We start from the raw sequence: 25,271 nt of genomic DNA, 5'->3' as shown, positions 1-25,271 counted from the left end.
GTAAAAGGGCCGAAAGGACAAGTAAAAAAGGATAAAGGGCAAACAATCAGTATGTTCTCATTAAACATTTGGGAAATTAATTATACATTTACACTCATAACCTTTTTTTTACCTATGAGATATTTCTGGCAAGGCACCAGCCTTCTTGCCCTGTTATTTGCATCACAACTCTCCGCGCAGGTACCACAGGTACAACTTAGTAATAACTTCCCTGAACCAGGAGATGGATTTGACAAGATTCTACTCCTCAACAACAGTTATACAGCTTACCTGCATTTTGATAAAAAAGCAGGTATTATCGTCAACTTGTACGATGCACAGCACAAGATTGCTACGACCGATACGGTAACGGGCCAACTGTTCGATGTAAACGCATTGAATGACACAGAAATTGATGGTATCTATGAAATAAACAACCAGGTAGTCATCTTCCTGCAGCAACTGGTTAAGTACAAACCACGTCTATACAGATTGATACTGGATGGCAAAACCGGTCAGTTAGTAAAGGAAGATCAGTTAGGCGAACTGCCTACTATCCAGCACAGGGATGTAGTGGTACAGGACAACTTTGCCTCTCACGATTTCTATGTGGCCAAAGACCCGCATAGCGGCTATTATGCCGTTGCTGCTTTTGCGGGCGGTGAAATGGATCGGAAGGAAACACCTGGCGAACGGGTACAGGTTTACCAGTATTCCCCTGATCATCAGCAGATTGGACATTGTACTACTTACCTGCCTTCTGCAGATTACCCTTATCACGGTTATCTGGACATGGCCGTACACATCGATCAGGTATACCTGGTCACAGCTCCTTTGCGCATCCGCAAGAATACAAAAGATACTGTATGCATGGTAGCCGTATCAAATATTCATGATACAGAAGTCAAGCACCAGCTGCTGCCTTATACCACGAATATGCAGGAGATCCATGCCAATATCCAGTATATACCTGCGGCTCAGAAACTGGTATTATTACTCACCAATGCTACGGGCAAAGGGACGAAAACCCCGGGTGTGGCTATGACGCTCAGTTACCTGGATGCCGGCACATTAGAAGAATATCGTCACCAGGCAGTAACGCCGGATAAGATCAGCGCTACTTATTCCGGTGTACCACAACAACTATTGACAGCGGATGACGGTACTGCCACACTGCTGCTGGAAAGTACAAGCCTGTTCAGTTCCGGCAATGCCAATGCCTGGAATAATATCCATACTAATATGAATGATATAGGTATCATGACCCTGGATAGCGCAGGTGCGGTAAAATCAGGTATTGCACAAATAAAGATGCAGGTGGCGAACGGTCTCTATGACCCCATGTTCCTGCATCGCAGAAAGAAAGGGCAATGGATGTTCCGCAACAGGATTCAGGCCCTGAATACCACGCCTTACCTGTCATTTGATTACCTGGCGACAGCACGTGGTAAGTTTATCATTTTCAATGATTACCTGCAATACCTGGATCCGGGTGGTGTGTATACCGATAAGAAAGCATTGCGCTACCTCACCGACGCTAATACCGTTTGCTATAATAGTACCGGCGAAAGGATGTTCCTGTTTGGAACCCCTGAAACCTACAAAGGCTATTATACCATGCTGGGGGCCAGTGATTTTAAGCAGGAGAAAAGCCAGTATGTAACGCTGCTGATCACAAGAAAGGGGGAGACAAAAACTGCAAATATTGCCTGGGTGCAATTCTAAGCAGAACAAGGGTGAATGAAAATATTTCTCATAAAAATGATACCAGTTACTACCAGGTAACCGAATTATAAGGAGGGTGTAATTAATAAATGAAACTCCTGAGAACCGCATAAAAATTCTACCAGGTACTCAAATTATAAGAGGCCGTATCTTACTGTTGATACGGCCTCTTTTTCTCTGAAAATGGTTTCCATCCCTGTTGGTGCCCTCCCTTTTTCATGAATGTTTTGTTACTCAATATATTTCGTAAGCGTGGCATGCAATGCCTTGAACTCAATAGGTTTTACTAAGTATTCATTCGCCCCCGCATTGATCATTTCTTCACTGGCTTCATTAAAAGCATCTCCACTGGCGATGATGACAGGCACATTTTTTAGTACATCATCTTCGCGAATATGAGTAAGTGTATCTTTGCCGCTCATACCCGGAATATGCGCATCCAGTATAATGATATCCGGTTTTGAAGCCCTGCCCAGGAGCATGCCCTCCACACCGTCGCTGGCCAGCGTGACCCTGCTACCTAAACTACAGAGGAACCGTGATAAAACCATCTGACTCATTTTATCATCTTCTATAATCAGGATGCTGGCAGCATTCAGGTTCATCATTCTTTCCGGCCAGTCTTTCTGGTCTTTGCCCGGCAGACTTTCTGCACCTTCCAGTGGCAGGCATACCGTGAAGGTCGTACCAATGCCTTCCTGACTCTTCACATCTATAGTGCCACCCATAGCTTCCACCAGGTGACGCGTAATGTGCAGGCCCAAACCAGTACCTTCCAGGAATATATTCCGCTCTGATACAAAGGCATCAAAAATAGTAGCCTGCCTGTCTTCACTGATCCCTTCTCCCTGATCGGCCACGGTAATATTCAACCGTCCTCCATTAGGGAAAATATGAATGGAGACATTGCTCTCACTCGCTGTGAACTTGATCGCATTTGACAGGAGATTATTGAGCATCTTCGTAAGCAACATTTTGTCAAGGAATAGGAATTCCGGTACTTCTTCTGATATATTATACCGGATCCGGACCATTTTTACCCCTGCTATATATTGGTGGATATTCACCACATTGTCCAGCCATTCCCTGACATCCAGTGAAGCGTTTTGCGCCGTATCAGCCTTGCCGGCTTCGATCCGTGAAAACTCTAATACATTGTTAATGATTTCCCTGGTATTAAAACTGGCGGCGTAGAGGTGATCGGCCAACAGCCGGATAGGAGCGAGGCTTTTGTCCTGCGCTACTTTGAGTTGTAAAAGCTGGCTGATACCAAAAATGGCATTCAGCGGGGTACGGATCTCGTGACTGGTTTCACGTACAAAAACAGTCTTGGCATCAGTAGCCCTGGCCAGTTTGGCCGTGAGCTCTTCGAGTTCCGAATTTTGCAGCCTGACTTTCTCCAGCATTTTCTGCACCTGCGTCATTTCGCGGCTCCGCAGTCTTTCTGCATTCTTAATATAAAAAGCGAATACCATCAGATCAAGGAGCAGGATAGATGGAATGGTCGCCCACCGAATCACGAATTGAGCAGGAAAATCAGTGGCTAAATTCATGACAGGCGGATAGAAACCAAAGTACATATTGATTTCGCCGGCCATAAAACACCCAATAGTAATACCAATGGTCAACGTTCTCAGAAAAGGTCGCTGGAATAATAGCAATGATAATACAACCAGGAAAATAAACAGCAGATGAAATTCTGTGACCCGCCCCATGACAGCGCTGTAATATTGAATGGCCACATTGTTAACGATGATCAGTAGAATGCTGGCGAGGGTGTGTATTCCCACCCCGTTCATGCAAATGATAAAGACAAAGGCAGCAGCTTCGGCGAAGGCTGGCAAAACATTGATTTGTTTTCCAATCAGGTAGTGACAGCACAAATTGAGGGATAAGGACATAGCAGCACAGGTCAGACACAATGTATTCACGAAGCGGATAATTCGTTGTGTGTCTTCAACCTCCTGCAATGAAGTACGCTTCACGTTACTGCAACCAGTAGTAACGATTCGTTGTAGTAGGTTCATGTACCGATATTTTAATTTAACGGAACATAACATTTCGTAGACTTAACGACAAGTTCCCGGCTTGTACAGTAAATCCAGTCCATGTGATGGTATCAGAGTTAAGAAGAAGGCAATGAGCTGAAACTGATTAATTTTGGGGTGGATAGCTACATTTGCATGTACAGTTTAGGTAATAATAGGACCACCTTTGTGATTTTTTTTCATGTGATTTGTTTTGTGATAACGGAGATTGCTAAGTTGATAGTTTTTAGATAACGAAATTAGAGGACAGTTAGCTTGTGTGATCAACTAAAAAATTAACAGTTGATGACGCAAAATAGTTCAATTGTGAGAGGAAATAGTTAATGATCCGTTAACAAAAAGAAAATTGTTGTTTAAACAATAAAAAAACGCCTTTACCTGGGTAAAAGCGTTTTTCCGGGGTAGAAGTAGTATTTACACCACATTCCACCAATTATCATCGTCTTTTTTGGGCGCATTCTTGTCAGAAGCAGGAGCCGGTGCACCCGTCGTCATCAAAGTGCGTGCCTGAGATTTAATATCGTCCCTGTTCAGGAGCAACCTGATTTTATCTTTCAGCAGGCGGCCGGTTTCGGGTTTTACCATGGCTACATAGTTGGCAAAACCTTCTATGCTGCTGATAATGTTTCCATTACCCCATTGTTTATTAGCCAGTCCGGATACGCTGATCTGGTGGAGCAATGCCCTGAACTTACGGAGGGTCTCCCTGTCCAGGCTCAGTTTTTCATTCACCACAATACCGGTTACTTCCCGTTTGTCACCTTTGCGCATTATTTTCAACTTATCAGGATGGAGGTGGAAGCCTTCTTCTTTCACCACCTGCTTTACTGACCAGCGTAACTGTCCGATCTTGTCGGCAGGTTCGCCTTTGGTAGAAAAAGTCATATCATCAGCGTAGCGGGAGTAAGTATACCCGAACTTTTTGGCCAGACCTTCAAAACGCTTGTCCAGACCATAGCAAATGATGTTTGTGATGGCCGGGCTGCTGGGCGCACCCTGCGGCAGGTGCCGGGGTGTATTGGCCACAAAATATGCCTGACCGTCCAGGGCTACCTGGTCTACTTCGGGCTCAGTACACAGCAGGCCGAGAATAGTGGCCAGTTGTTCGCTGTAACCAAGTTTAACAAAGAGCCCTTTCACCCGTTTATATTCAATCGTCGGGAAAAAGTCTTTCAGATCAATATTGATCACCACATCCTGGCCCACGTGATTAGTCGCATTGGTCACAATGGATTTGCCGGGCACAAAACCATGTGCGGCTTCGCTGTTGGGTACCTTATAGAGTATGTTTTCCAGCACCCAGTACTGTGCCGCTTTTAATTGTGGCATAGGAGCAGAGATCAGTCTGCGGCCGCCTGACTTCTTAGGCAGGTAAAAGCGTTTGTAATGGGAGATGGTACCTACTTTCCTGTCAAATGCAAGGAAACGTAGTTTACCAAGGGTAATGCCCATCGCTGCGGAGAGCTGTACGGCATCGTGAAGCAGCGGGAGGCCAAAGCGCTGTAGCTGTTCAGTATTGGAGGTGGTTTTATTTAAGCCTGCGGAAACGTCTTCACCGAGATAGACGATAGATTTCGATTTTTCTTCTGCCCAGGCAGCCGCGCGCTGCTGGCGTTTCTCTTCATTCCGTTTTTTAGTCTCAGCACGTTTTGCCTTGGCGGCAGCCATGCGGGCTTTACGCATGTCCGTGAGTACCTGTTGTTTATTTCTGTATTTGGCTTGTTCGCTAAGGAGGTCGTTCAATTCTCTGCGCAGCTCACCTTCTTTACGAATAAATGTTTCGGGTACATTGGGTACCTGTTCATTTTTCGCCCAGAAGCCAAGGCGAATCATTTCTTCCAGAATTACTTCTTCTTTAGAGGAAGCACGGATCTTATCATATAATTGTTGACGGGTCAAACCTGCTGACATAATTCCAGTTCAGATAAAAATGATGAATAATGTAAGCAGGGGAGCAGAAGAGAGAGAGGTTAATTTGTAAAGAGGAAATGGCCTTCGTGCAAGCCTTTGACTAAATCAATCAACTCCAGGGAGGGGCGTACTAGTGGTGATTTTAGGGCCCCTGGGGCAAGTACTGTAAAATCACTACTAGTACGCCCCTCCCAAAGTAAAGATTGTATTTAGTGAAGCATGTATAGTCATGTTACCTGAATGACGAAACATCATTCGTCCCTTTTACGGGCGCAAGTGCAATCATTTCCTCTTTACAAAGAACTTTATTTCTGAAAATTGTTTTCATCCATGTTGGTGAATCCAACTTTCATGAAATGTTTTATTACGGGATTAAAGGTACTTTCTTTTCTTCAATTTTCTGCTATTCCCTGCTATATTTTTTTATACTTTTTGTTTTTCCTGTTCGTATGCCATTCTCAATGCCAGCATGTGTTCACAGGGTCCTTTGTGCAACTTGTTCATCTGGTAGTGATTACAGTCGCAATGAGCAGAAGCCATACGTTCGTCTGCATCAATCACTATAACGGGACGGTATGAACGATTTTGTGCCGGTATCAAACCTTCCAGTTGTACACCTACACCCGGTACATCCTTCGCGGTCAATTTCACTTTTCCCACAATCCTGCTGGCAGCGGCTTCCGCCGGATTGGAGAAACGCAATGCATCCAGTGGCAATGGATCACGGCTCAGTTCACGCAGGCGATAATAACCTGAATGTAAATCGTAAATGGCTTTCCCTGCCTGTGTATAGATGCCCAATGCCGCCAGTACCGCAGCTTTCGGGGCACCTGTTCGCGCAGCTATCTGTTCGGGCGTACCAAACCAATGCTGTTGCAGGTCGCTATATATGATTTGTTTCGTCGCATCATCTACTGTACCCCGTGGCGCCATGAGATCAAATTGTCCGCAGCGTGACCAGTCGTTGGCCGTCCAACCGGATAACCCCAGTGTGAACTGCATGTCTCCCAGGTCAGCGATATAGAAAGACGGTAGCCCATTGCCAGTGAGGTGAACGGTAAATTTCTTTGCTACAGGAATGAGTCTTTCTAATATTAAAAGACGACGACGCCCCCATATACGGATCTCTTTGCGCTGTGCACCGGTGTATACCGATCTTGCACAAACGATGACAGTACCCCATGGATCAAAAATAGCTTTGACTGGCTGGCCGGGTTCAAGAATAAAACGAATGGAACGGGGTCCTTTCTTTTCTTTGAAACGACGCAATTGCTGACAGAAGTTATAAACATCCATAGGATGCAGATCAAAACTGGCAGCGGGTAAGGTCATGGCAGCACTTACCTGCAGGAAACCTCTGACCCAGCTATCAGGCAGATCTATTTTTACTTCCTTGAAGAGTTCTTCTTTTGTCGTTTGCACTGCAAAACCGGAAGGATCCACTGTAAACGTCGTCTCCTTGTAATCACGGATTTTCTGGAACTCATTATAGAGGTTCGCGGAATAGTCAATGTTGGTCGTACCACACTGAAATTCGTTGACTTCTTTGAATACGTTGTAACTGGCGCTCAGTTTACCGTAGGCTGATTCATCCTGGCTAAAGCACTCGAAAAAGATTTCATCCGGATGTACGCTGATCACAGGATCCAGTACAAACCAGGCATCTTTGTCTTTCTGATACAGGTAATCGAAATAGTTACGGCGGGATTTGTAATAAGGCGCCATCAGTTTATCCCGCTCTGCATTCACGGCGCTCAGCTCTTCACGGATCAGTTTAATTTTGCGCTGCGCAGCTGCTGCATCATAATTTCCCATGAACTCAGCCAGCCATACATCTTCCTGCTGGGCTGCCCATGCTTTATATTCCGTTTTATCTTTTGGTTTGAATCGCAGATCTGATACGACTACATCATGCAATGCAGAAATGGCTTCCCTGAAGGCGAGTTTCTTGTGCAACTTTCCGTTAAAGAAAGTAGGCTCACGCCGGGTATCAGGTGAAAATGAAATTCCTGCTGATGTAGCATTGCTATATACCTGCGTACTGCCGCTATATCTATAATTGAATAACATGTGATCAGGGTTTAAGATGAATGCTCAGGAATAGCAATAAATTGAACAGGCAGCGTAATATCCGGATATTGCCCGTGGATGTTGCGCATGATCTGAATGCAACGTGCTTTGTCGCCAATAGCCACTGTTGCAGAGATATGTGCAATGATCTCCGCAATGTATTGCGCAGCTGTGTCCGATTTGAGGGCTTCCTGTTCCAGGAATGCAAAGATGCGTTCTTTGGCCACTCTTGCTTTATTCACCCTGGATAATACAGAGCGGAAATAAAACTCAAGTTCCCGCAGGCGATCCGGTTGACCAGCTGCATATTGAGCCAGGTAGTTGGTCGCAAAGGTCTGCATAGCTACACCCGGGTGCTGACTGAGTTTCAGGAGGTAGTTAAGACCGTCTTCCGCTTTGAAGAAACGGGTCAGCAATTCCCTGCCAAAAGCCTGAACGATTGGGTGCACACTGTCTGCAATGGCAACCAGCGTTTCAGGCGACCAGTCTTCATCTCTGAAGTGGGTACGGAAAAACTGCATGGCGAATGTGCGGGTATCATCCCATTTTGCATCCAGTAAACCGATGGCATCGTCTCTCTCGTAGCGGATGCGTGGGAGTTGCTGCTCATAAAAACGCCAGCACCATTCACGTACTTCTCTCAGTTCATGATTGCCGGTAGCGATCACCTGCCGGAGGGTTAATGCTGCAGGTGGAATATATTTTTCCAGTACCAGTACACCAAATGCCTGTGTAGCGCGGTAGTTGGAATAGGTGAGTCTTAAAGCTGTGGCCTTGTCGATATCGTGCAGGTGCCCCACCAGTTCATTGCCAAGAATATTAGCGATGTCATTGTGCAAGCCTTCAGACGTTTCTTTACGCATGAGCAAAGGCACGAGTTCGTTCACCAGCCATACAGCAAGGTCATTGTTTTCCTTTACAAGCCTTGCCAGCACAGGACGAATACCCTGCCGTACATCTGAGTAAGAAGCGATGCAGGTTTGCAATAACAGTGCAGGACGGGCAATCAATTCAGCATTACCCAAACTGCTTAATATTGCAATCCCACCTTCTCTTACCGGCTGGTACGCATTTTCGAGGATGCTTACAATCAATTCGTCAGATAACTGAACAGGTCCTTTTTTCAGTAACAAGAGGCGTACACCAAATGCTTCTGCTGGTGGAATACCTGATTTCAATAAGTCTTCCACGATCTTTGCATCCACTTCCTGCAATGCGGCGACTAAGTATTGTTCTAATACACGGCAACCTTTTGTAAGCAGGTGGTACACAGCCTCATTTGGCTGACGCTGCGCCAGTAATACGCTCACAGCTCTACCTATTACCAGGCGGCTCTTATCCAGCGGTAAGAGTGTAGTAGAAAGGCGGTCTATGGCTATTTGCCTCACATCATCATATGCCGCAAAGATCAGGGCAGTGACAAATTCAGTATCCTGAAAGCAGAAGTCGATGTGCGTTCTGATCCATTCAATTCCCAGTTCACGGGCCTCATTGAATGAGCTGTTTATCATCGCCACAAACAGTGGGAGGGAAGGAGCAGCGGGATTATATTTTTCTATGGCCAGTGACAGACCGAAACGCTGAGGGATCTGGAATGGATTGATCAGCAGACCGGCAATGACATTGGCATCTATTTTTTCTTTGAGTGATTCGAATTGCGGACTGGCTTGTAATTCAGCATACGCAAAGGCATGCACCTCTTCCATACGGCTACTGATCAGCAGCTGGATAAATGCCTGTGGTAACTGGTGCCAGAGCGAACGAAAAGGAATATCGCTGTGTGGTTCGTCATTTTCTTTGACCGCCTTTTCCAGTGATTCTTTAGGCTGTATACCTTCGTCCTTTTTAGGCGATTTGAAGATGCCGGCAATCTGGTTGAGGAAGCCTTCCCTTTTAGGTGGTTCCGGTTTAGCCTGCGCCGTAGGTTTTTCCATTTCAGGATCCTTAAATTCCCAACGGGAATTGTTACCCACGAGCTGTAAATCAACCTGGTTACCCCTTAAAATATAGTTCAGATAAACCGCGCCGGAATTAGCCGGATAGCGGATAGCCCGGGTAATATAACGACGGGTAGCAACATCGTATTGATACACGTTTCTGCTGTAAGCGGCTTCATTATACAGATTCCCGTCATATTGCAATAACAGGGCAGTAGCCAGCTTTACATATTCAACATCCGTACGTAGTCCAAGTTCCTGCAGGTGGCGCAGGGTCCTGTTCCTAAAATGACGACGGGTACGGTTGGAATAGGCCAGTTTACTCATCGGCTTTTTCAGTTCCGCAGGCGGTTTGCCAGAAGTGCTGAACAGGTGTCTTTCCCTTTCAAAGCGCACAGAAAAGAGCGCCGTCAAGGCATGATCATCCCGCAGTTCTGCCTGTTTATATAAGTGGCGGATATGCCGGAAGTAAGATGGACGTAAAGGTAAAGCGGCGAATAAAGAATAGAGGAGTTGTCTTACGGGAACAATATCAGCAGCTACAATATACAGGTCTTCCAGCAACTGGTAAGTGGGCTCATTGAGCTGCATCACCCGTTGGTCCAGCAGTTGCGTAAGAGCATGTAAATCCTTTGCATTGATGGCATCCTGGAACTCAGGTGGCAGGGCATGCAGAGACCGCGTGATAAAAGCGGTGCGGTCTTCGCCTGACAGGAGTTGCAGGACTGCGTTGGCAGCCATCTGTCGCAGGTATTGCGGATAAGTACTATTATCTATATAGGAACTGACCAACGACACGGCAGCCGGATCCCCACATCTGCCTAGTGCCCAGATGCCGGCATAACGCTGCATCGCGTTGCCCTTTTCAATCAGGCGCAGAATAACCGGCGCGGCTGTACGGATCTTGTGTTCACCGGCAGCCCAGATCACGCGGGATGTGGACCATTTTGTCTTGTAGGATTGTTTGCCGGTCACGGCATCGTCCAGTCGTTTCAGTATTACTTTGTGGACAGGGTCAGTCACATCATCGACAGAGACACTGGTATAAGCGGTGGTGGCGACACCATCCTGCTCGCCGGTATATCCTTTACTACGTTTTTCCTTTTCCAATGCATCGAAAATAGCGGTAGCCTCCTCCAGAGAAACGGGGGTTGCAGTTTTACTACCTTCTTTGAGTGCAGCTCCACGCTTACCATAGCGGAAGTTCACAATGTATTGTCCGGGGCCAGTTTCACATAGGTCTATTTCGTAAGTTTTGTCAGATGTCCCCTCCTTAAAGTAAAGCACGGTTTGCTTAACAAATCTCATGAGCTAACAACAATTTATATATATAACTGCGGCAAAATAAATATTTATTTCCGAAATTTAAAGATTCTCTCTTAATTTCCCTTTCCGACAAATCCGTTTAATATGAAAAAACACTTTTGCCTGTTGCTGATTAGTATGATGACCATACAGTTACAAGCACAGGAAAAATTTACAATCATTAAAAGTAATGACCCACACATACACTATATGGGCCGTGTCATCCAGAGAGATAATAGTGCACAGCTATCCTGGTCGGCAACAACGGTAAGTATAAATTTTAAAGGAACAGGGGTGAAGGTAAAGCTGAAAGATGAGCGGGGAGATAATTTTTATAATGTAGTGGTAGATGGGAAAGTGATCAGTAAACTACAGCCTGATAGTACCGTACATACATATACGCTCGCAAGTGGATTGAAAAACGGGAATCATACCTTAATACTCTTTAAACGTACAGAATGGGCCATGGGTAAAACATGGCTGTATAATTTTGAAGTGGATGGTACACTTTTACAAGCCCCTGCTGCGAAAAAAAGGAAGATCGAATTCTATGGCAATTCCATTACATGTGGGTATGCAGTAGAAGACAGCAGTGGCAAGGATAGGGGTACAGCTCCTTACGAGAATGCTTATACCAGCTATGCATCGTTGACGGCCAGGCATTTTAATGCGGAATATCATTTAGTGGCAAAAAGCGGGATAGGAGTCCTTATCAGCTGGTTCCCCCTGATCATGACTGAAATGTACGACCGTGCTGATGCTACGGATGCTACAAGCAAATGGGATTTTAGTAGCTATACGCCGGATCTGATCGTGATAAATTTATTTCAGAATGATAGCTGGCTGGTTACAAAACCTGAACATGAACAATTCAAAGCGAAATTTGGTGATAAGGCACCGGATGCAAAGACGATAGTAGCGGCTTATAGTGACCTGGTAAAAAAAATCCGGGATAAACATCCTACAGCACAGATCATTTGTGCACTGGGCAATATGGATGCAACCCGGAAAGGTTCACCATGGCCGGGCTACATAAAGGAAGCGGTGCTCGGATTGCATGATGCGAAAATCCATACCTGCTTTTTCCCTTATAAAGATACACCGGGGCATCCAAATGCAAAGGAACAGGAGGCCATGGCAAAGGAGCTGATCGCGTATATCAGTAAAAATATAAAATGGTAATTTTCGATATTTAAAGCCGGCCGCCGGCCATCTCTTTCCGCCTTTGATGGCTGATGCCGAAGGTATCAGCCATCAAAGGCGGTTATTTTTTGCTGTTTTGTGCCGGTTTGATAAACTTTCTTGCATTTTTATGCCTGAATGTTCTAAATTGGAAGCTGTAAATTTACGGTATGATCAAGGAACAACACAAGCAGGCTTTTAAGGAACTCAAACCACAACTGGCAGGCGATCTCTACTTCTCAGAAGACTCTCTGGACCGCACTATACTCATGGCATACTCGACAGATGCCTCCGTATACCAGGAATACCCACTGGGGGTAGCACTGCCAAAGAACAAAGCCGATATCGCTGCCTTGATCCGTTTCAGCAAAACCCATAAAATTCCCCTCATTCCACGTACCGCAGGTACCTCTCTGGCCGGCCAGGTAGTAGGACAAGGTCTGATCGTAGATATTTCCCGCTACATGAATCGCCTTTTAGAGGTCAATAAGGAGGAAAAATGGGTCAGGGTGGAACCTGGTATCGAAAGAGACGTTTTAAACGAACTATTGCAACCTTACGGGCTTTTCTTTGGTCCGGAAACCTCCACCTCTAACCGCGCTATGATCGGTGGCATGATCGGGAACAATTCCTGTGGACTGCATAGCATGGTCTGGGGCGCTACCCGCGACAATCTCCACGCTGTCGAAGTCGTTCTCGGCAATGGCGAAACCACTACATTTGAAGATATCGATACGCAGGGCTTACAGCAAAAAATGCTGCTCAACAACCTGGAAGGCAGCATTTACAGAACCATGCACGCCCTGCTCTCCAATAAAGAAAATCAGCAGGCCATCCGGGATGGCTATCCTACCCGTACTGTAAAAAGAAGGAACAGTGGCTATGCGCTCGATGCACTCCTTGATACAACACCCTACGGTGGTGCTGCGCCTTTCAACCTCTCTCACCTGATTGCCGGCTCTGAAGGTACGCTGGCATTCGTGACTGAAGCCAAACTCAAACTGCTGGATGCGCCTCCCAAAGTGAACGGATTGGTCGCCGTACACTGTACCAGCGTGAAAGAGTCGCTACAAGTGAACCTCATTGCTGTCAGACACCCGGTCACCGCTTCAGAACTCGTGGATGACGTGATCATGAACTTTACAAAAGGCCACCCTGAGCATCAGCAAAACCGCTTCTTTATGGAAGGTGAGCCGGCAGCGATTTTGATGGTTGAGTTTATGTGTCATACAGAAGAAGCATTACAGGCACAAACCAGCGCCTTCATCAACGAAGTCAAAGCAAAAAATTTAGGGTACGCTTATCCATTGCTGCGTGGCAACGATATCAATAAAGCCTGGAACCTGCGTAAATCAGGTCTCGGCCTACTCCGCAATATCAAAGGCGATGCACAGCCTGTGAACCTCATCGAAGACTGTGCGGTAGCGCCTGAAGATCTGCCTGAATACATCGACGACCTGCAGGAAATGCTTAAATCCATGGGATTGAAAGCTTCTTACTATGCACACGCTGGCGCCGGTGAGCTTCACGTAGAACCTATCATCAATTTAAAAATTGAAGAAGGCAGAAAGCAGTTCCGTGCAGTATTGGAAAGGACCGCTGCCATTGTAAAAAAATACAAAGGCTCCCTCAGTGGAGAGCACGGCGATGGTCGTTTGCGCGGGGAATTTATCCGCTTCATGATGGGTGACAAATGTTATGATTGTTGCAAACAGGTGAAACAATTATACGATCCTGAATATCTCTTTAACCCGGGTAAGATTATTGATCCGCCACCGATGGATCAGTTCTTCCGTTTCAAACAACCTGCAGCCGGGGGAAAGGTAAAGACGTACTTTGATTTCTCTGAAACCAATGGCATTTTATCACTCGCAGAAAAATGTTCTGGTTCAGGCGATTGCCGCAAAACCCATTTCGCTGGTGGTACCATGTGTCCCAGCTATATGGCCACCCGTTTTGAAAAAGATACGACCCGTGCCAGGGCGAATGTATTACGTCAGTTCCTTGCACAGGACAATACAGCACAGGCTTTTAATCATGAAGAGATTGGTCATGCTATGGATCTATGTCTCAGCTGTAAAGGCTGTAAGGCAGAATGTCCGTCCAGTGTAGATGTATGCAAACTGAAAGCTGAATACCTGCAACAGTATTACGATACCAACGGTACGCCTATGAAAGCGCGGATGATAGGGGAGTTTCCTTTCCTGAGCAAAATGGCGTCAGTGGCACCTGCTTTATACAATTTCGCCTTCTCCAATAAATTCACATCCGGTATACTCAAAGGCATGATGAACATGGCGCCGGAGCGCCACGTTCCTGCATTACAGCATCAAACATTACGCGCCTGGTACAAGCAGTTCCGAAAGCAACAAGCTGGCAAAACTTTCACACACAAAGTTTACCTGTTCTGTGATGAATTTACCAATTACAACGATGTACATATCGGGCAGCGTTGTATAGAACTGTTGACAGCACTCGATTACGAGGTGATCATACCAGACCATATTGAAAGCGGCCGTACGCATTTGTCAAAGGGTTTGGTAAAGAGAGCCAAAACAATTGCAGCAAAGAATGTGCAGCTATTATCGTTCCTGATCGATCAGCCACATTATCTGATCGGGCTGGAACCTTCAGCCATCCTTACTTTCAGGGATGAGTATATCGATCTGCTTTCAGGTGAACTGAAAGAGAAAGCAAAAGGATTAGCATCCAGGGTGAAATTGTTTGAAGAGTTCTTATCAGCAGAAATGGATGAAGGCCGTATTCGCAAAGAGTCCTTCAGGAGTGATGCGCGTAAGATCATGATCCATGGGCATTGCCATCAAAAGGCGTTGTCCTCGGTCAATTATATCAAAAAAGTGCTGTCATGGCCGGCGCATTATGAGGCAACGGTGATTAATTCCGGTTGCTGTGGAATGGCTGGATCATTTGGCTTCGATAAAGATCATTACGAAACTTCGATGAAGATAGGGGAACTTGTTTTGTTTCCTGCTGTAAGAAGTCAAACGGATGATGTGATAATAGCTGCACCAGGTACCAGCTGCCGTCATCAGATATTGGATGGTACTGGCAAGACAGCGTTGCATCCGGCAGAGGTGTTGTTTGCTGCGTTGGTGTAGTTACTGTTTATTGAGCAGCATCACTTAGCAACTACTTTCCGTACAGTTATTTTCTTATATCCAAACACGCCTGCAATCGTCAGCAATACAAAAGGCCATAATTGCAACAGGAACAAAAACACATTACGCAGAGCTGTTGCACCCGTGCCCAACGCTGTCAGCAGCTCTGTTCCAAACCCTGCACGGATCGTACTTTCAGGGTTTACAACAATTTGCACATCTGCCTGTTGTGGCTGGGATAATTTCACAGTTAAAGTCGCAAAATTCGCATCATCCAGAATAGCAAAATTTGCAATTTTCCGATCTATCGTTTCATTACTTTTAGTCTCCTGGTAAGTTGCCGTGGCTATTGGATCAGACTTTTTTGTCATGGCTACGGTAGGCACAGGGACCTGATTCTTCATGGAATTCCCCAGGTATTCCAGGGTTTTATCATCATCCTTTAATGTACGTGCACTCACGAAAGTAGCTACATTGGTCAATGTGCTCACGAGCGAATCCAGCTTTTCGACAGGGACTTTCATGGTTAGGTTTGCCACCGCAGTAAATAGCTGTACGTGCTTCATAGAATCGCCTTTATAAGGTAGATCCTGTGAGGTTCCAAATTCATTTGAAAGCGTACTTTCCACCACATAACCATTGAATTTGTTTGTAGCATGTTCGAGAGTAGTAGCAGCACTAAATACATTGGCTACACGACAATTTACATCAGCCGTTCTAACATGTTTTCGGGAAGGGGAGTTGAGTGCCGGCACCTCTTCGCCGGGCTTTGCTGCGGCTTCCACAGCTTCTTTATAGGTGTTGGATTCCTGAGCAACAGTACTATCCAGTATACTGCTATAGCTACTACCTGCAGAACAGGCATAGAGGGTCATGGCGGGGACCACCAGGTAACAATAAGGACGCATAAGAATGTGTTTTCTTTTTATACTGCGAACCGGCAAAAGGTAACCTTTGACAGAAAGTTTATAAAATGTTAAATTGGGTCAAACCCATTCAGATGAAATATTTATTATTACCATTGTTCATCTTATGCTGTAGTATCACGTTTGGACAAAACCTGGAAGACACGCCATTCAAAGGAGCTAAAAAAGTAATACAGGATTGTTTGCACACCATGAGTGCTTTAATGATATGGTGGAGTTTATAAAAAGGACAAAACCAGATAAGATTCGATTTAGTAAATAATGATTAGGCGCACCATATGGTCCGCCTGAATATGAATAGATATTGATGCAATAAAAGGGGAGAACCGGATCGCAAAAAGAATTATCTGCTCGACATAAAGCCGACATAAAGCCGGCATAAAGCTGATAAAAAGCCCGCCAAAAGGAAGCAAATCCAATCCCACAAAGGAATTATCTATTTAACATAATATAAATTATAAGCCTAAAATAAGTAAAAGGAATTATCCCGGCTTATTCATAATTACATAGCCGCAAAATTAAACCCAGATCGTCTCATCAAAATTATTTGCACGAATCGCAACATGATGCAAACCTAATACCATGTGTTTCTTACTTTTGCTCCACGACAAAGTCATTCGTGTCAGCACCTCCTTGTACGTGCTTACTAAATTGTTAGGTATATGTTTAAGATCTTGTGTATTTCCGGCAGCCTGCGCCCAACCTCTTCAAATACAAACATTTTAAAGGCCATCCCGCAATTAGCAGAATGGCCTGACATTTCATTTTCGATATATGAAGGCTTAGATCAGTTGCCGTATTTCAGCCCTGAACTGGATTTTGAAGGCGCCACGCCAGCCGCCACGGTAGCGGATTTACGCGCGCAACTCAGCGAGGCAGATGCCGTAATCGTATGCACACCGGAATACGCTTTTGGCATACCCGGCGTACTAAAAAATGCGTTGGACTGGATCGTTTCCAGCGGAGAATTTGTTGATAAACCTACAGCCGTAATCAGTGCTTCACCCATGATGACCGGTGGTGACAAAGCAAATGCCTCACTGGTACAGACATTAAAAGTGTTGACGGCAACAATTAAGGACGATCGCATCCTTACTATACCAACCGTACGTACGAAAATCGATGCTGCCGGCAATATCACTGACGATATACTTAAAGCAGATCTGGTTAAAATTGTAACCAGTTTAAAGTCTCCTGTGTAAGTTGATGACTGCTCCTAAAATCGCCATCTCAACCCAACATTACCGCCCAAACCTCCAATATTAATATAAGACTTCAAATCATTCGAAGGCTTATTATCATCCTTATATGTCACCGTCGCACCAGACTGGCTCACCGCCGTATTAGAATTCTGATCCAGCGTAGACTGATACTCTGTATGCCTTTCTGCCGTAGACAGGTCATCCAGCCCACGATGCTGTGTTGCGATCACCTGACCCGTAGTCGAACTAAGAATATTCGTCGTCTCATCATACGCTGTCACTTCTTTTTTCTTACTGCGTACCGGAATATTCCTATACTCAGTTTCTATGAATACATCCAGCTTCGCCGCCACTGGGAATACAATCCCGAAAGCCCCCTGAAATCCAACAGTGATATTCGGATCCACACGCTCATCGCGTGAAATCGTCGTCTTGGTCACCACCGGCGACCCGCCAACCACCGCAGAACCAGTTTGATTCGCATCTGTATGGATATTCAACTCACCCCACAACGGCACCACAAATCCAACACGTACATACGGATCGACCCTGGCAAAACCGGGATGAATCACGACTGCAGGTGCAAAATCAACCGCATTCACAAATCCATGCGATTCAATCTTACCCAATTCCGTACTCGAACCAGCCAGTACCGTTACCTCACGGGTCATAAGGTTTTTCTTACTGTGATAGTAATTAAAAGCAGCTTCCACAGCGATGTAATGATTGATATTCCAGCCGAAGGAGAGTCCTCCCCTGCTGCCTGCGCCATACGATCCGGTCAGGACTTTTTCCGATACTGTTGTTGTCGTTCCTGTCGACGAATTATACGATTTCTGCTCATCATGGGGCTCATAAGGACCCACTTTGGGAAACTCACCAGGAAAAACACTGAAGAAATAGCCACCGGCTACTTTAACATAAAACTTTGAAGGCGCTGTTATCTTCTGGTCTTGCGCGTGTATAGTGTACGAGCATGCTACCGTCAGAAATAACGTGGAAAACAGGGCTAAGTTTTTCATTTTAGTGGAACATTTGGGTGAAAACTAACGTGTTGAATGAATTTAACGAATTTAAATGAAAAAGAAAAACCATTGAAAAGCCACTGAGTAGGACCAATGAGTAGGGTGAAGATTCGGCATAGATTCGATATAATAACGGTACCAAAAGGGCATCAGAAGGGCACCTCAATATCCCTTGGATATACAAGTGCCCTATTGATGTAGTTATAGTATAGTAGTTGTGACGAAGCTGTACCGAAGTCACGACCTGATTACATACTGGTCATGACCCGGTTATATACAAAACGATAAAATAATTGGAAACTGTTAAAAACCCCCACAGGATACCCTAGTCAACTATTAAAGCGGAGATATTATAAAGACTGTAACCCTGTTATATATATGATTATTAACTACTTATTTTATACTTAAAACGCCTCTGCCAGCGACAAATACAAACCCGACTGCCTGTCCTCTCCTGTCCGCTTCTCACCCCACGCATAATCAATCCGTATCGTCAGCTTTGACCCCTCATCATAAAACCACCTAACCCCCATACCATAAGCCGGCTTAAAATGATCGACCCCAAAATCATGGTTATTAAACACCGCTCCCGTAGCCCCAAACGCCGCCAGGGCAAACTTAGGCTGCATATGTAAAAACCAGATATTGATGGGAATCTTCGGATCCAGAAAATACCGGTACTCCGCCTGGAATGCCAGGTAATTCTGATCCCTGTACCGACCCGTATAATACGCCCTCATCATCTGATCATTCCCCATCTCAGGCAATAAATAAAATGGCAACGAACTACCCTGCAATGAATTAAATAACCCATTCACCCCCAACGTACTCTTACGGGAAATCGGTACAAAATGCTTCGCCTGCGCGTCTATCTTCCACAAAGGATGTTTACTCAAAAACGATGGCGCATACGCTACATTCAAACGCACCCAGGAACCCGTGTGCGTAAAATTCTGGTTATCCCGGTTATCAAAAATCCCCGTCGCACCAATAAAAGTCACATACCCCCCATCTTTATCCGTCAATGTCATTCCCGGATAAATCCCCTTATTCTCATTCTCCTCATAAGCATCATGCTGGTACTGCAAAGACAACCCTGCATAAAAATGCCCGCTGAGCCGCTTCTCCCCTTCCAGCAATACTTTATATCGCTGATTTCCTAACAGGGTTCCATCAGCCTTGCGGGTGGTATCCCCAATTCCATAGAAATACAATGGATAATCATGATAACGGATATTACTTTTGAAATGCCAGTTATTATGATCCGTCCAGAAATCAGTTTTTAATTCTATCTTATACTGACTATTGGTTGTCAATGCAGGAATTAAACTAATCGTGGAGTTGCGCAATAAAGGATCATTCCTGTCTGTATAAAAAGAATACAGCATTGCAGCCCCAATCTCCAACCCTTTCTCAGGAGAATATCCCAATACCGGCAATGGAAAAAAACTTTTTTTATGTACGATAGAAGTATCCTTTATGACAATGGCTTTATCATCCTGCGCCTTCAGGGATCCACATAACAAAAAAAATAGTACAGCCGTACAAGAGAATAAACGTGTCTTCAATGTATTCTTATTTTCTATCTGAGTGACCCAGGCTTTTCTCAGGGGCGACTTTGTCTCTTACCTGCTGTTTAACTTCTTTAATTTCAGGGAAATGTCCAAGCACCTTACGGTCTATCAGCACCTCGTCATTCAGATAAATAATATAGCTACCGCCTACTTCACTGGGCTTCAGGGTCACGCCATGCAGCTCTTCTGCAAATGTGGTCAATAATTCCTGTGCCATCCAGGCTGCTCTCATCAGCCACCCACATTTTGGGCAATATTCAATTGTAACTGTCGGTTTCATGGGGTGAAAGTTACAACGATTCCAGTAAATATACTTTGCATCCAATTTTTTTATAATTTTAGCACAGCATTCAGGTGACCCTAAGAAAATAATTTATACCGATAATGAATACTTACTGGCAGAGAAGGAGATCTGCCCTATACACCATATTGATATTGATGCTGGTATTGTTCTTTACGAAGCCGGTGGCAAGTATTGCGCAGTCACAACTGACTGATAGTCTGACAAAAGTACTGGCCGCGCATCCTACAAAAGATACCACCCGTGTCAACATACTCAATCAATTAAGCCGTTTTCTCTTTACCCAGGCTCCTTCCCTGACAGAGACTTACGCAAAAGAAGCTCTTTATATCAGCGATAGCCTATACTATCTGCCTGGTAAGTTGTGGGCTACCCGCAACCTTGCCCTGGCCGAAAATGCCAAAGGCAACCTCGAAAAACAGATGGACCTGACACTGGACGCCCTCAAACTGGCGGAACAGCTGAAAGACCTCCGCGCTACCGGTATACTCAATGCTGACCTGGGCAATATCCTGATCGAACAGCAACAGCCCAGACAAGGGTTACTCTACCAGAAGAAAGCCCTGGCTATCAAACAGAAAGGAAATGACCAGGCCGAAATAGGTAAAACCCTGAACGGAATTGGTACCAGTTATATGGTGCTCAAAGAATGGGACTCCGCCCTGCACTTTCTCTATGCTTCCGAAAGGATCAAGCTCGCCCTCAACGACCAACGGGGCCTGGCTTACGCCTACGAAAATATTGGAATTATCCTCTCTGTAAAGGGAGAGTATCAGGAGGCGCTTCGATACCATACCATGGCTTCCCAATATTATAAGGAGTCAGACAATATTCAGGGTGTGGTAAAGGCGTACCTGAACATGGCACAGACACATACGTTCCTGAAAGATTTTACTGCCGCTGAAGAAGACCTGGAAAACGCGGCACGGCTGAATAAAGGTATGCAGAACACCCGCAATGAAATGATCTATTACCGGTATCGTTCCATGCTGGACTCTGCCAGGGGTAACTTTGCCGAGGCACTGGAAAGCTTCAAGGAATTCCATGCCCTGAGCGACGACTTCTATAGTACGGAAAAATCCCGCTTCATCGCCAACTCCAAAGAGAAATACGAGTCAGAAAAGAAACAACATGAAAATGAACTGCTGAAAAAAGAACAGCAGCTACACCTGGCTACCATCAGGCAACAACAGATTCTTGTCATTTTTTGTATTGCATTATTCATGGCACTGGCTACCATCACCGTATTGTTATACCGCGTATTCAAAAGACAAAAGGACCTGTATGGCCAGTTAAATAGCCGGAACCGGCGCGTTCAACAACAAAACCAGATCATTCTGGATCAGAATGCAGCACTGGAAAGTGGCAACCAGGTAAAAGATAAAATCTTCTCCGTGATCTCTCACGATCTCCGGGCACCACTGGGTATCCTGGAAGGAATGTTGTTCTTGTTGAGGGATGAAAAGATGTCACAGGAACAATTTAAAATGTTCGTAGATGAGCTGTGGAGAGATATGAAAAATACCTCCTCCATGATGGATAACCTCCTGCAATGGGCCAATAGCCAGATGAAAGGGATTCGGGTAAGGCCTGATGATTTTAATATCACAGTTTTGTTGAACAGCGAGTTCGAGTTGCTGCAAACATTGGCCAGACAAAAGAATATTCAGTTAAATCATTCCCTGCCACCTGTGATTCATGTATTTGCTGATAAGGATATGATCCGCATGGTGCTGCGGAACCTGATTAGCAATGCCATTAAATTCACGCCAAAAAACGGAAGTATTACCATTGATTACCGGCTATCGCCGGATAAGGTGGAGATAATGGTAAAAGATAATGGGATTGGAATTCCATCTGAAGATCAATCCAAAATTTTCTCCAATATTTATTATTCTACAACTGGTACACAAAATGAGAAAGGTTGTGGATTGGGATTGCCATTATCAAAGGATTTCATTCAGCGAAACAATGGGGAGATCTGGTTTCATAGTTATAAAGAAAAAGGCACCAGTTTCCACTTCACACTTCCGTTGTCGGAAGAAGAGGAAACCAATGCCCATGGTATGACGATTATTTTACAACCTACAAGAGATTATTCAAATTAGAAATAACAGCGGTTTCCATGTCAATTATATTTAACCAGAGATTACTTAGGGTCTGCTGAATAAGTTTTCCGATGAATTATATTTCATTTTGACACCTTGCTATTTACCATTCCATACGTCTCATATATCGAGGTCTAAGTTGTGCATCCGGGCAACTCACCATTATCGTTAAATAACCCTCTGTTACCAGCCAGTAATAGATTTGGAGTAATGACAAAAAAGAACCTGCTGCCAGTTTAAGCAGATTCATAACAAAGTAAATAGACATCACCCAACTCTCAGCTGTATCCTTAAGACGGGCCTTGATCTTACCCAGACCGTATGCATTTTTCCCCTGTCCAAATTTCCCTTCAATCGCATTTCGTTCCGGCATCTGCTTTTGCAATAATCGCTTTTGCTGCTTACTATCTGATGAGGGCCGACCCAATGGCTTGCCAACATAACGGATCCCTTTTTCCTTCATGTATCGTCGGTTTTCACGTGTGCCGAACAACTGATCTCCTAATACCCGCTCCGGATAACACCCAAACAAGCGTTTATGGGTTTCCAGGCATTCGATTAGTAATCCTCCTTCATTGTAATTATCCCAACTCAGCTTCTCAATATGTGTGTAACCATCTTTCAACAACACCAGTTGCTTGCTGCCAAACTCCGTTGATACGCGGTCTTTGCCTCTCGGCATCGGACGCACATGCGGTTGATAGATACTTACAATCCGATCAGATATTTTCTGTTCTCTTTTCTTATACATCTCTACCTGCTGACGATACATTTCCTGGATCACTTGTATTAACGTCCACTCTTTCGGTTTCAATGTCTCCTTAAAAGTAGGTCCTGTTTCAATCAGCCAGTTGATATACTTTAAATCCCGCTTAACATATTGCAATTGCTGACGGATACCCCTGCGTATGTCTCTTTTGCTTTTGTTTTTCTTTTTGGCAATGTTCAAATATTGCTTCCTGGCTATATTGCGATACATCCGCGGCATAATCAGTTCAGCAGCCAGACATCCCCGCTCTATTATCCCTTCCAATTGACGGCGCCCCTCATTTAATAACTTAATATCCGTTGGATAATCGATCTGTTGCTCTGACACCGTCGCGTCTAACATCAATGTTCCTGATAGTCCTTCAGATGGCGTTTCTTTTACTATCTCTGCATCCGCCTGGCAGCCAACTTTATTGCTCTCTCCTCCATCCCCATCACTTTCATCCTTACTGCCGGCATCCGATGTTTTCTCTTCTTTCGCTTTGGTTAATCCCGCTTCCTGCAAGATAATCTCATTCAACCTGGACATCACCTCTACGCCTAACCGTTTTCTAATACTGACCATCAGCGATGCATCAAAGGGAGCTTCCTGTTGAAAACTGCTTAGACCTACAAAATATTGCAGATATATGTTTTCTGTGATCTGCTCTACTACCTCACGATCGTCTATATTCAGTATATGTTTGATGATCACCGCACCAATTACCATCCGCGCACTCAAGGTTGGCGCTCCGAAATCAGCCCGCATCTTTTTATAATACACATCCGCCAGTTTGTCCCACGGAATCTTTGCAGCGAGTATAACCCACCTGTTGGAAGTGGATAACTGCTGCGAGAAGGGTGTGGAAAAACCTTCTAATGTCAATTGTTTTGCAGGTGTATAACGTATCATGGCTGCATGCTTTTGGAGATGATTCATTCAATATTTATACACTATTCAAGCAAAAAACAGGCCATACAACATTGATTAACAATAGATTAATACTTATTCAGCACACCCTACTTATATTAAAAGTATCTCTGGTTTTATTTTAATTATATCCAACCGGAAATTCTTCGAATAATAAAATCTCTGGCTTTAGTTTAATTATATCCAACCAGTAGTTGCCCGAATAACAAAACCCCTCCGGCCTTAGTTTCAATTATAAATTACTCGCATTAAACGTATCCCCATCCTTTATATCCCCGGTATCAAACCCTTTCTTAAACCACCGCATACGCTGTGCTGAAGTCCCATGCGTAAACGCATCCGGTACCACTCTGCCATTCGCTGCTTCCTGCAACTTGTCATCACCCACCGCACTCGCTGCATTCAACGCTTCCTCAATATCTCCCGGATCCAATATATTATCCATTTTCTGCGCATGATGCGCCCACACACCCGCCAAAAAATCCGCCTGCAATTCCAGTTTTACTGACAGTTTATTATATTCCGTTTCACTCAGCTGTGAACGCATAGCCTGCATCTTTCTACTTATACCCAGCAGGTTCTGGATATGATGCCCCACCTCATGTGCAATCACATAGGCTTTAGCAAAATCACCCACTACCTTGAACCGCGTCTCCATTTCATTAAAGAAGCTCAGATCCAGGTACACCCTATCATCTGCAGGACAATAGAATGGTCCCATCGCTGATTGTGCCGTACCACAACCTGACTGGTCTACATCTGTAAACAATACCATTTTAGGTGCTTCATATTCCTTATGCATTTCCCTGAACAGCTCCGTCCATACATCTTCTGTATTGGCCAAAACTGAAGATGCAAAACGTGCTTCCTCATCACTGGTTTTCGTCACAGTCTGAGAAGTAGTTTGCTCAGTACCACCACCGGTACTCTGCGATACCTTATTCAATAACGCCTGTGGACTTTGTTTAGTAATGAGTGCCAGTACAACGATGATGATAACGCCACCGATACCGATATTCCTCATACCACCTCCACCACCGCCGCCGCGGCGATCTTCCACGTTATCGCTTAGTCGTCTGTTTTGCCAACGCATATAGATTGTTTTTGATTAATGAGAACCGAAAGTACAAAATGACCGTGAAAAAAACGTACCAACCCCTGAAGGGACTGGCACGCCAACC

The 25,271-nt window shown here is 44.9% G+C and carries 16 protein-coding genes; 6 read left to right on the top strand and 10 right to left on the bottom strand.

The features are described from left to right. Positions 1-114: 114 nt before the first annotated feature. Positions 115-1,704: a hypothetical protein gene (locus SIO70_RS21095; RefSeq protein ID WP_320574048.1), complete on the top strand. Its 1,590-nt coding sequence runs from the start codon at positions 115-117 to the stop codon at positions 1,702-1,704. Positions 1,705-1,934: 230 nt separating this feature from the next. On the opposite strand, the gene SIO70_RS21090 is transcribed toward SIO70_RS21095, so the two are convergent. The 4 genes from SIO70_RS21090 to SIO70_RS21075 all read right to left on the bottom strand — a co-directional run bounded on the left by SIO70_RS21090 (position 1,935) and on the right by SIO70_RS21075 (position 10,978). Continuing rightward, a complete protein-coding gene (locus tag SIO70_RS21090) occupies positions 1,935-3,731 on the bottom strand; it encodes an ATP-binding protein (protein WP_320574046.1) in 1,797 nt (598 codons plus the stop codon). Positions 3,732-4,166: 435 nt separating this feature from the next. Continuing rightward, positions 4,167-5,663, bottom strand: coding sequence for a reverse transcriptase family protein (locus SIO70_RS21085; protein ID WP_320574044.1), 1,497 nt, complete (start codon positions 5,661-5,663; stop codon positions 4,167-4,169). Between the two features lie 423 nt (positions 5,664-6,086). Beyond that, a complete protein-coding gene (locus tag SIO70_RS21080; RefSeq protein WP_320574043.1) occupies positions 6,087-7,733 on the bottom strand; it encodes an SWIM zinc finger family protein in 1,647 nt (548 codons plus the stop codon). Between the two features lie 11 nt (positions 7,734-7,744). Next, the gene (locus SIO70_RS21075) at positions 7,745-10,978 is read right to left on the bottom strand and encodes a WGR domain-containing protein (RefSeq protein WP_320574041.1); all 3,234 of its coding nucleotides are present in this window, start codon (positions 10,976-10,978) and stop codon (positions 7,745-7,747) included. Positions 10,979-11,080: 102 nt separating this feature from the next. Between SIO70_RS21075 and SIO70_RS21070 the strand changes: the two genes are divergently transcribed. Further along, a complete protein-coding gene (locus tag SIO70_RS21070) occupies positions 11,081-12,157 on the top strand; it encodes an SGNH/GDSL hydrolase family protein (protein WP_320574038.1) in 1,077 nt (358 codons plus the stop codon). A 170-nt stretch (positions 12,158-12,327) separates the two neighbouring features. Continuing rightward, positions 12,328-15,276, top strand: a complete 2,949-nt coding sequence (locus tag SIO70_RS21065) for an FAD-binding and (Fe-S)-binding domain-containing protein (protein WP_320574036.1) — start codon at positions 12,328-12,330, stop codon at positions 15,274-15,276. Between the two features lie 20 nt (positions 15,277-15,296). Here SIO70_RS21065 and SIO70_RS21060 read toward each other — a convergent pair whose 3' ends face one another. Further along, positions 15,297-16,184: a DUF4349 domain-containing protein gene (locus SIO70_RS21060; RefSeq protein WP_320574034.1), complete on the bottom strand. Its 888-nt coding sequence runs from the start codon at positions 16,182-16,184 to the stop codon at positions 15,297-15,299. 92 nt (positions 16,185-16,276) lie between these two features. Here SIO70_RS21060 and SIO70_RS21055 point away from each other — a divergent pair, with 92 nt between their 5' ends. Together SIO70_RS21055 and SIO70_RS21050 are read left to right on the top strand one after the other, a co-directional pair. Then, positions 16,277-16,426 carry a hypothetical protein gene (locus SIO70_RS21055; protein WP_320574032.1) on the top strand — a complete coding sequence of 50 codons (150 nt, stop codon included), beginning with the start codon at positions 16,277-16,279 and terminating at the stop codon, positions 16,424-16,426. A gap of 438 nt (positions 16,427-16,864) precedes the next feature. Beyond that, positions 16,865-17,404, top strand: coding sequence for an NAD(P)H-dependent oxidoreductase (locus SIO70_RS21050; RefSeq protein ID WP_320574031.1), 540 nt, complete (start codon positions 16,865-16,867; stop codon positions 17,402-17,404). A 14-nt stretch (positions 17,405-17,418) separates the two neighbouring features. On the opposite strand, the gene SIO70_RS21045 is transcribed toward SIO70_RS21050, so the two are convergent. The 3 genes from SIO70_RS21045 to SIO70_RS21035 form a co-directional block, all read right to left on the bottom strand. After that, positions 17,419-18,426 (bottom strand): outer membrane beta-barrel protein, encoded by a 1,008-nt coding sequence (locus SIO70_RS21045; RefSeq protein WP_320574029.1) that lies wholly within the window; start codon positions 18,424-18,426, stop codon positions 17,419-17,421. Positions 18,427-18,833: 407 nt separating this feature from the next. Next, entirely contained in the window at positions 18,834-19,997 is a 1,164-nt protein-coding gene (locus SIO70_RS21040; protein ID WP_320574027.1) for a BamA/TamA family outer membrane protein, read from the bottom strand. Positions 19,998-20,004: 7 nt separating this feature from the next. Continuing rightward, positions 20,005-20,283, bottom strand: coding sequence for a SelT/SelW/SelH family protein (locus tag SIO70_RS21035; protein WP_320574026.1), 279 nt, complete (start codon positions 20,281-20,283; stop codon positions 20,005-20,007). A gap of 104 nt (positions 20,284-20,387) precedes the next feature. On the opposite strand from SIO70_RS21035, the gene SIO70_RS21030 reads away from it, so the two are divergent. Then, a complete protein-coding gene (locus SIO70_RS21030; RefSeq protein WP_320574024.1) occupies positions 20,388-22,412 on the top strand; it encodes an ATP-binding protein in 2,025 nt (674 codons plus the stop codon). Positions 22,413-22,515: 103 nt separating this feature from the next. Here the strand turns inward: SIO70_RS21030 and SIO70_RS21025 are convergent, their stop codons facing one another. After that, complete coding sequence (locus SIO70_RS21025) at positions 22,516-24,072, bottom strand: IS5 family transposase (RefSeq protein ID WP_320574022.1); 1,557 nt, start codon at positions 24,070-24,072, stop codon at positions 22,516-22,518. A 250-nt stretch (positions 24,073-24,322) separates the two neighbouring features. Then, complete coding sequence (locus tag SIO70_RS21020; RefSeq protein WP_320574021.1) at positions 24,323-25,183, bottom strand: neutral zinc metallopeptidase; 861 nt, start codon at positions 25,181-25,183, stop codon at positions 24,323-24,325. Between the last annotated feature and the right edge of the window lie 88 nt (positions 25,184-25,271).

Source organism: Chitinophaga sancti (assembly GCF_034087045.1).
GTDB classification, from domain to species: domain Bacteria; phylum Bacteroidota; class Bacteroidia; order Chitinophagales; family Chitinophagaceae; genus Chitinophaga; species Chitinophaga sancti_B.
Note: the sequence above shows the minus strand (reverse complement) of the source record. Positions and strands in the feature narration are given on the sequence as shown.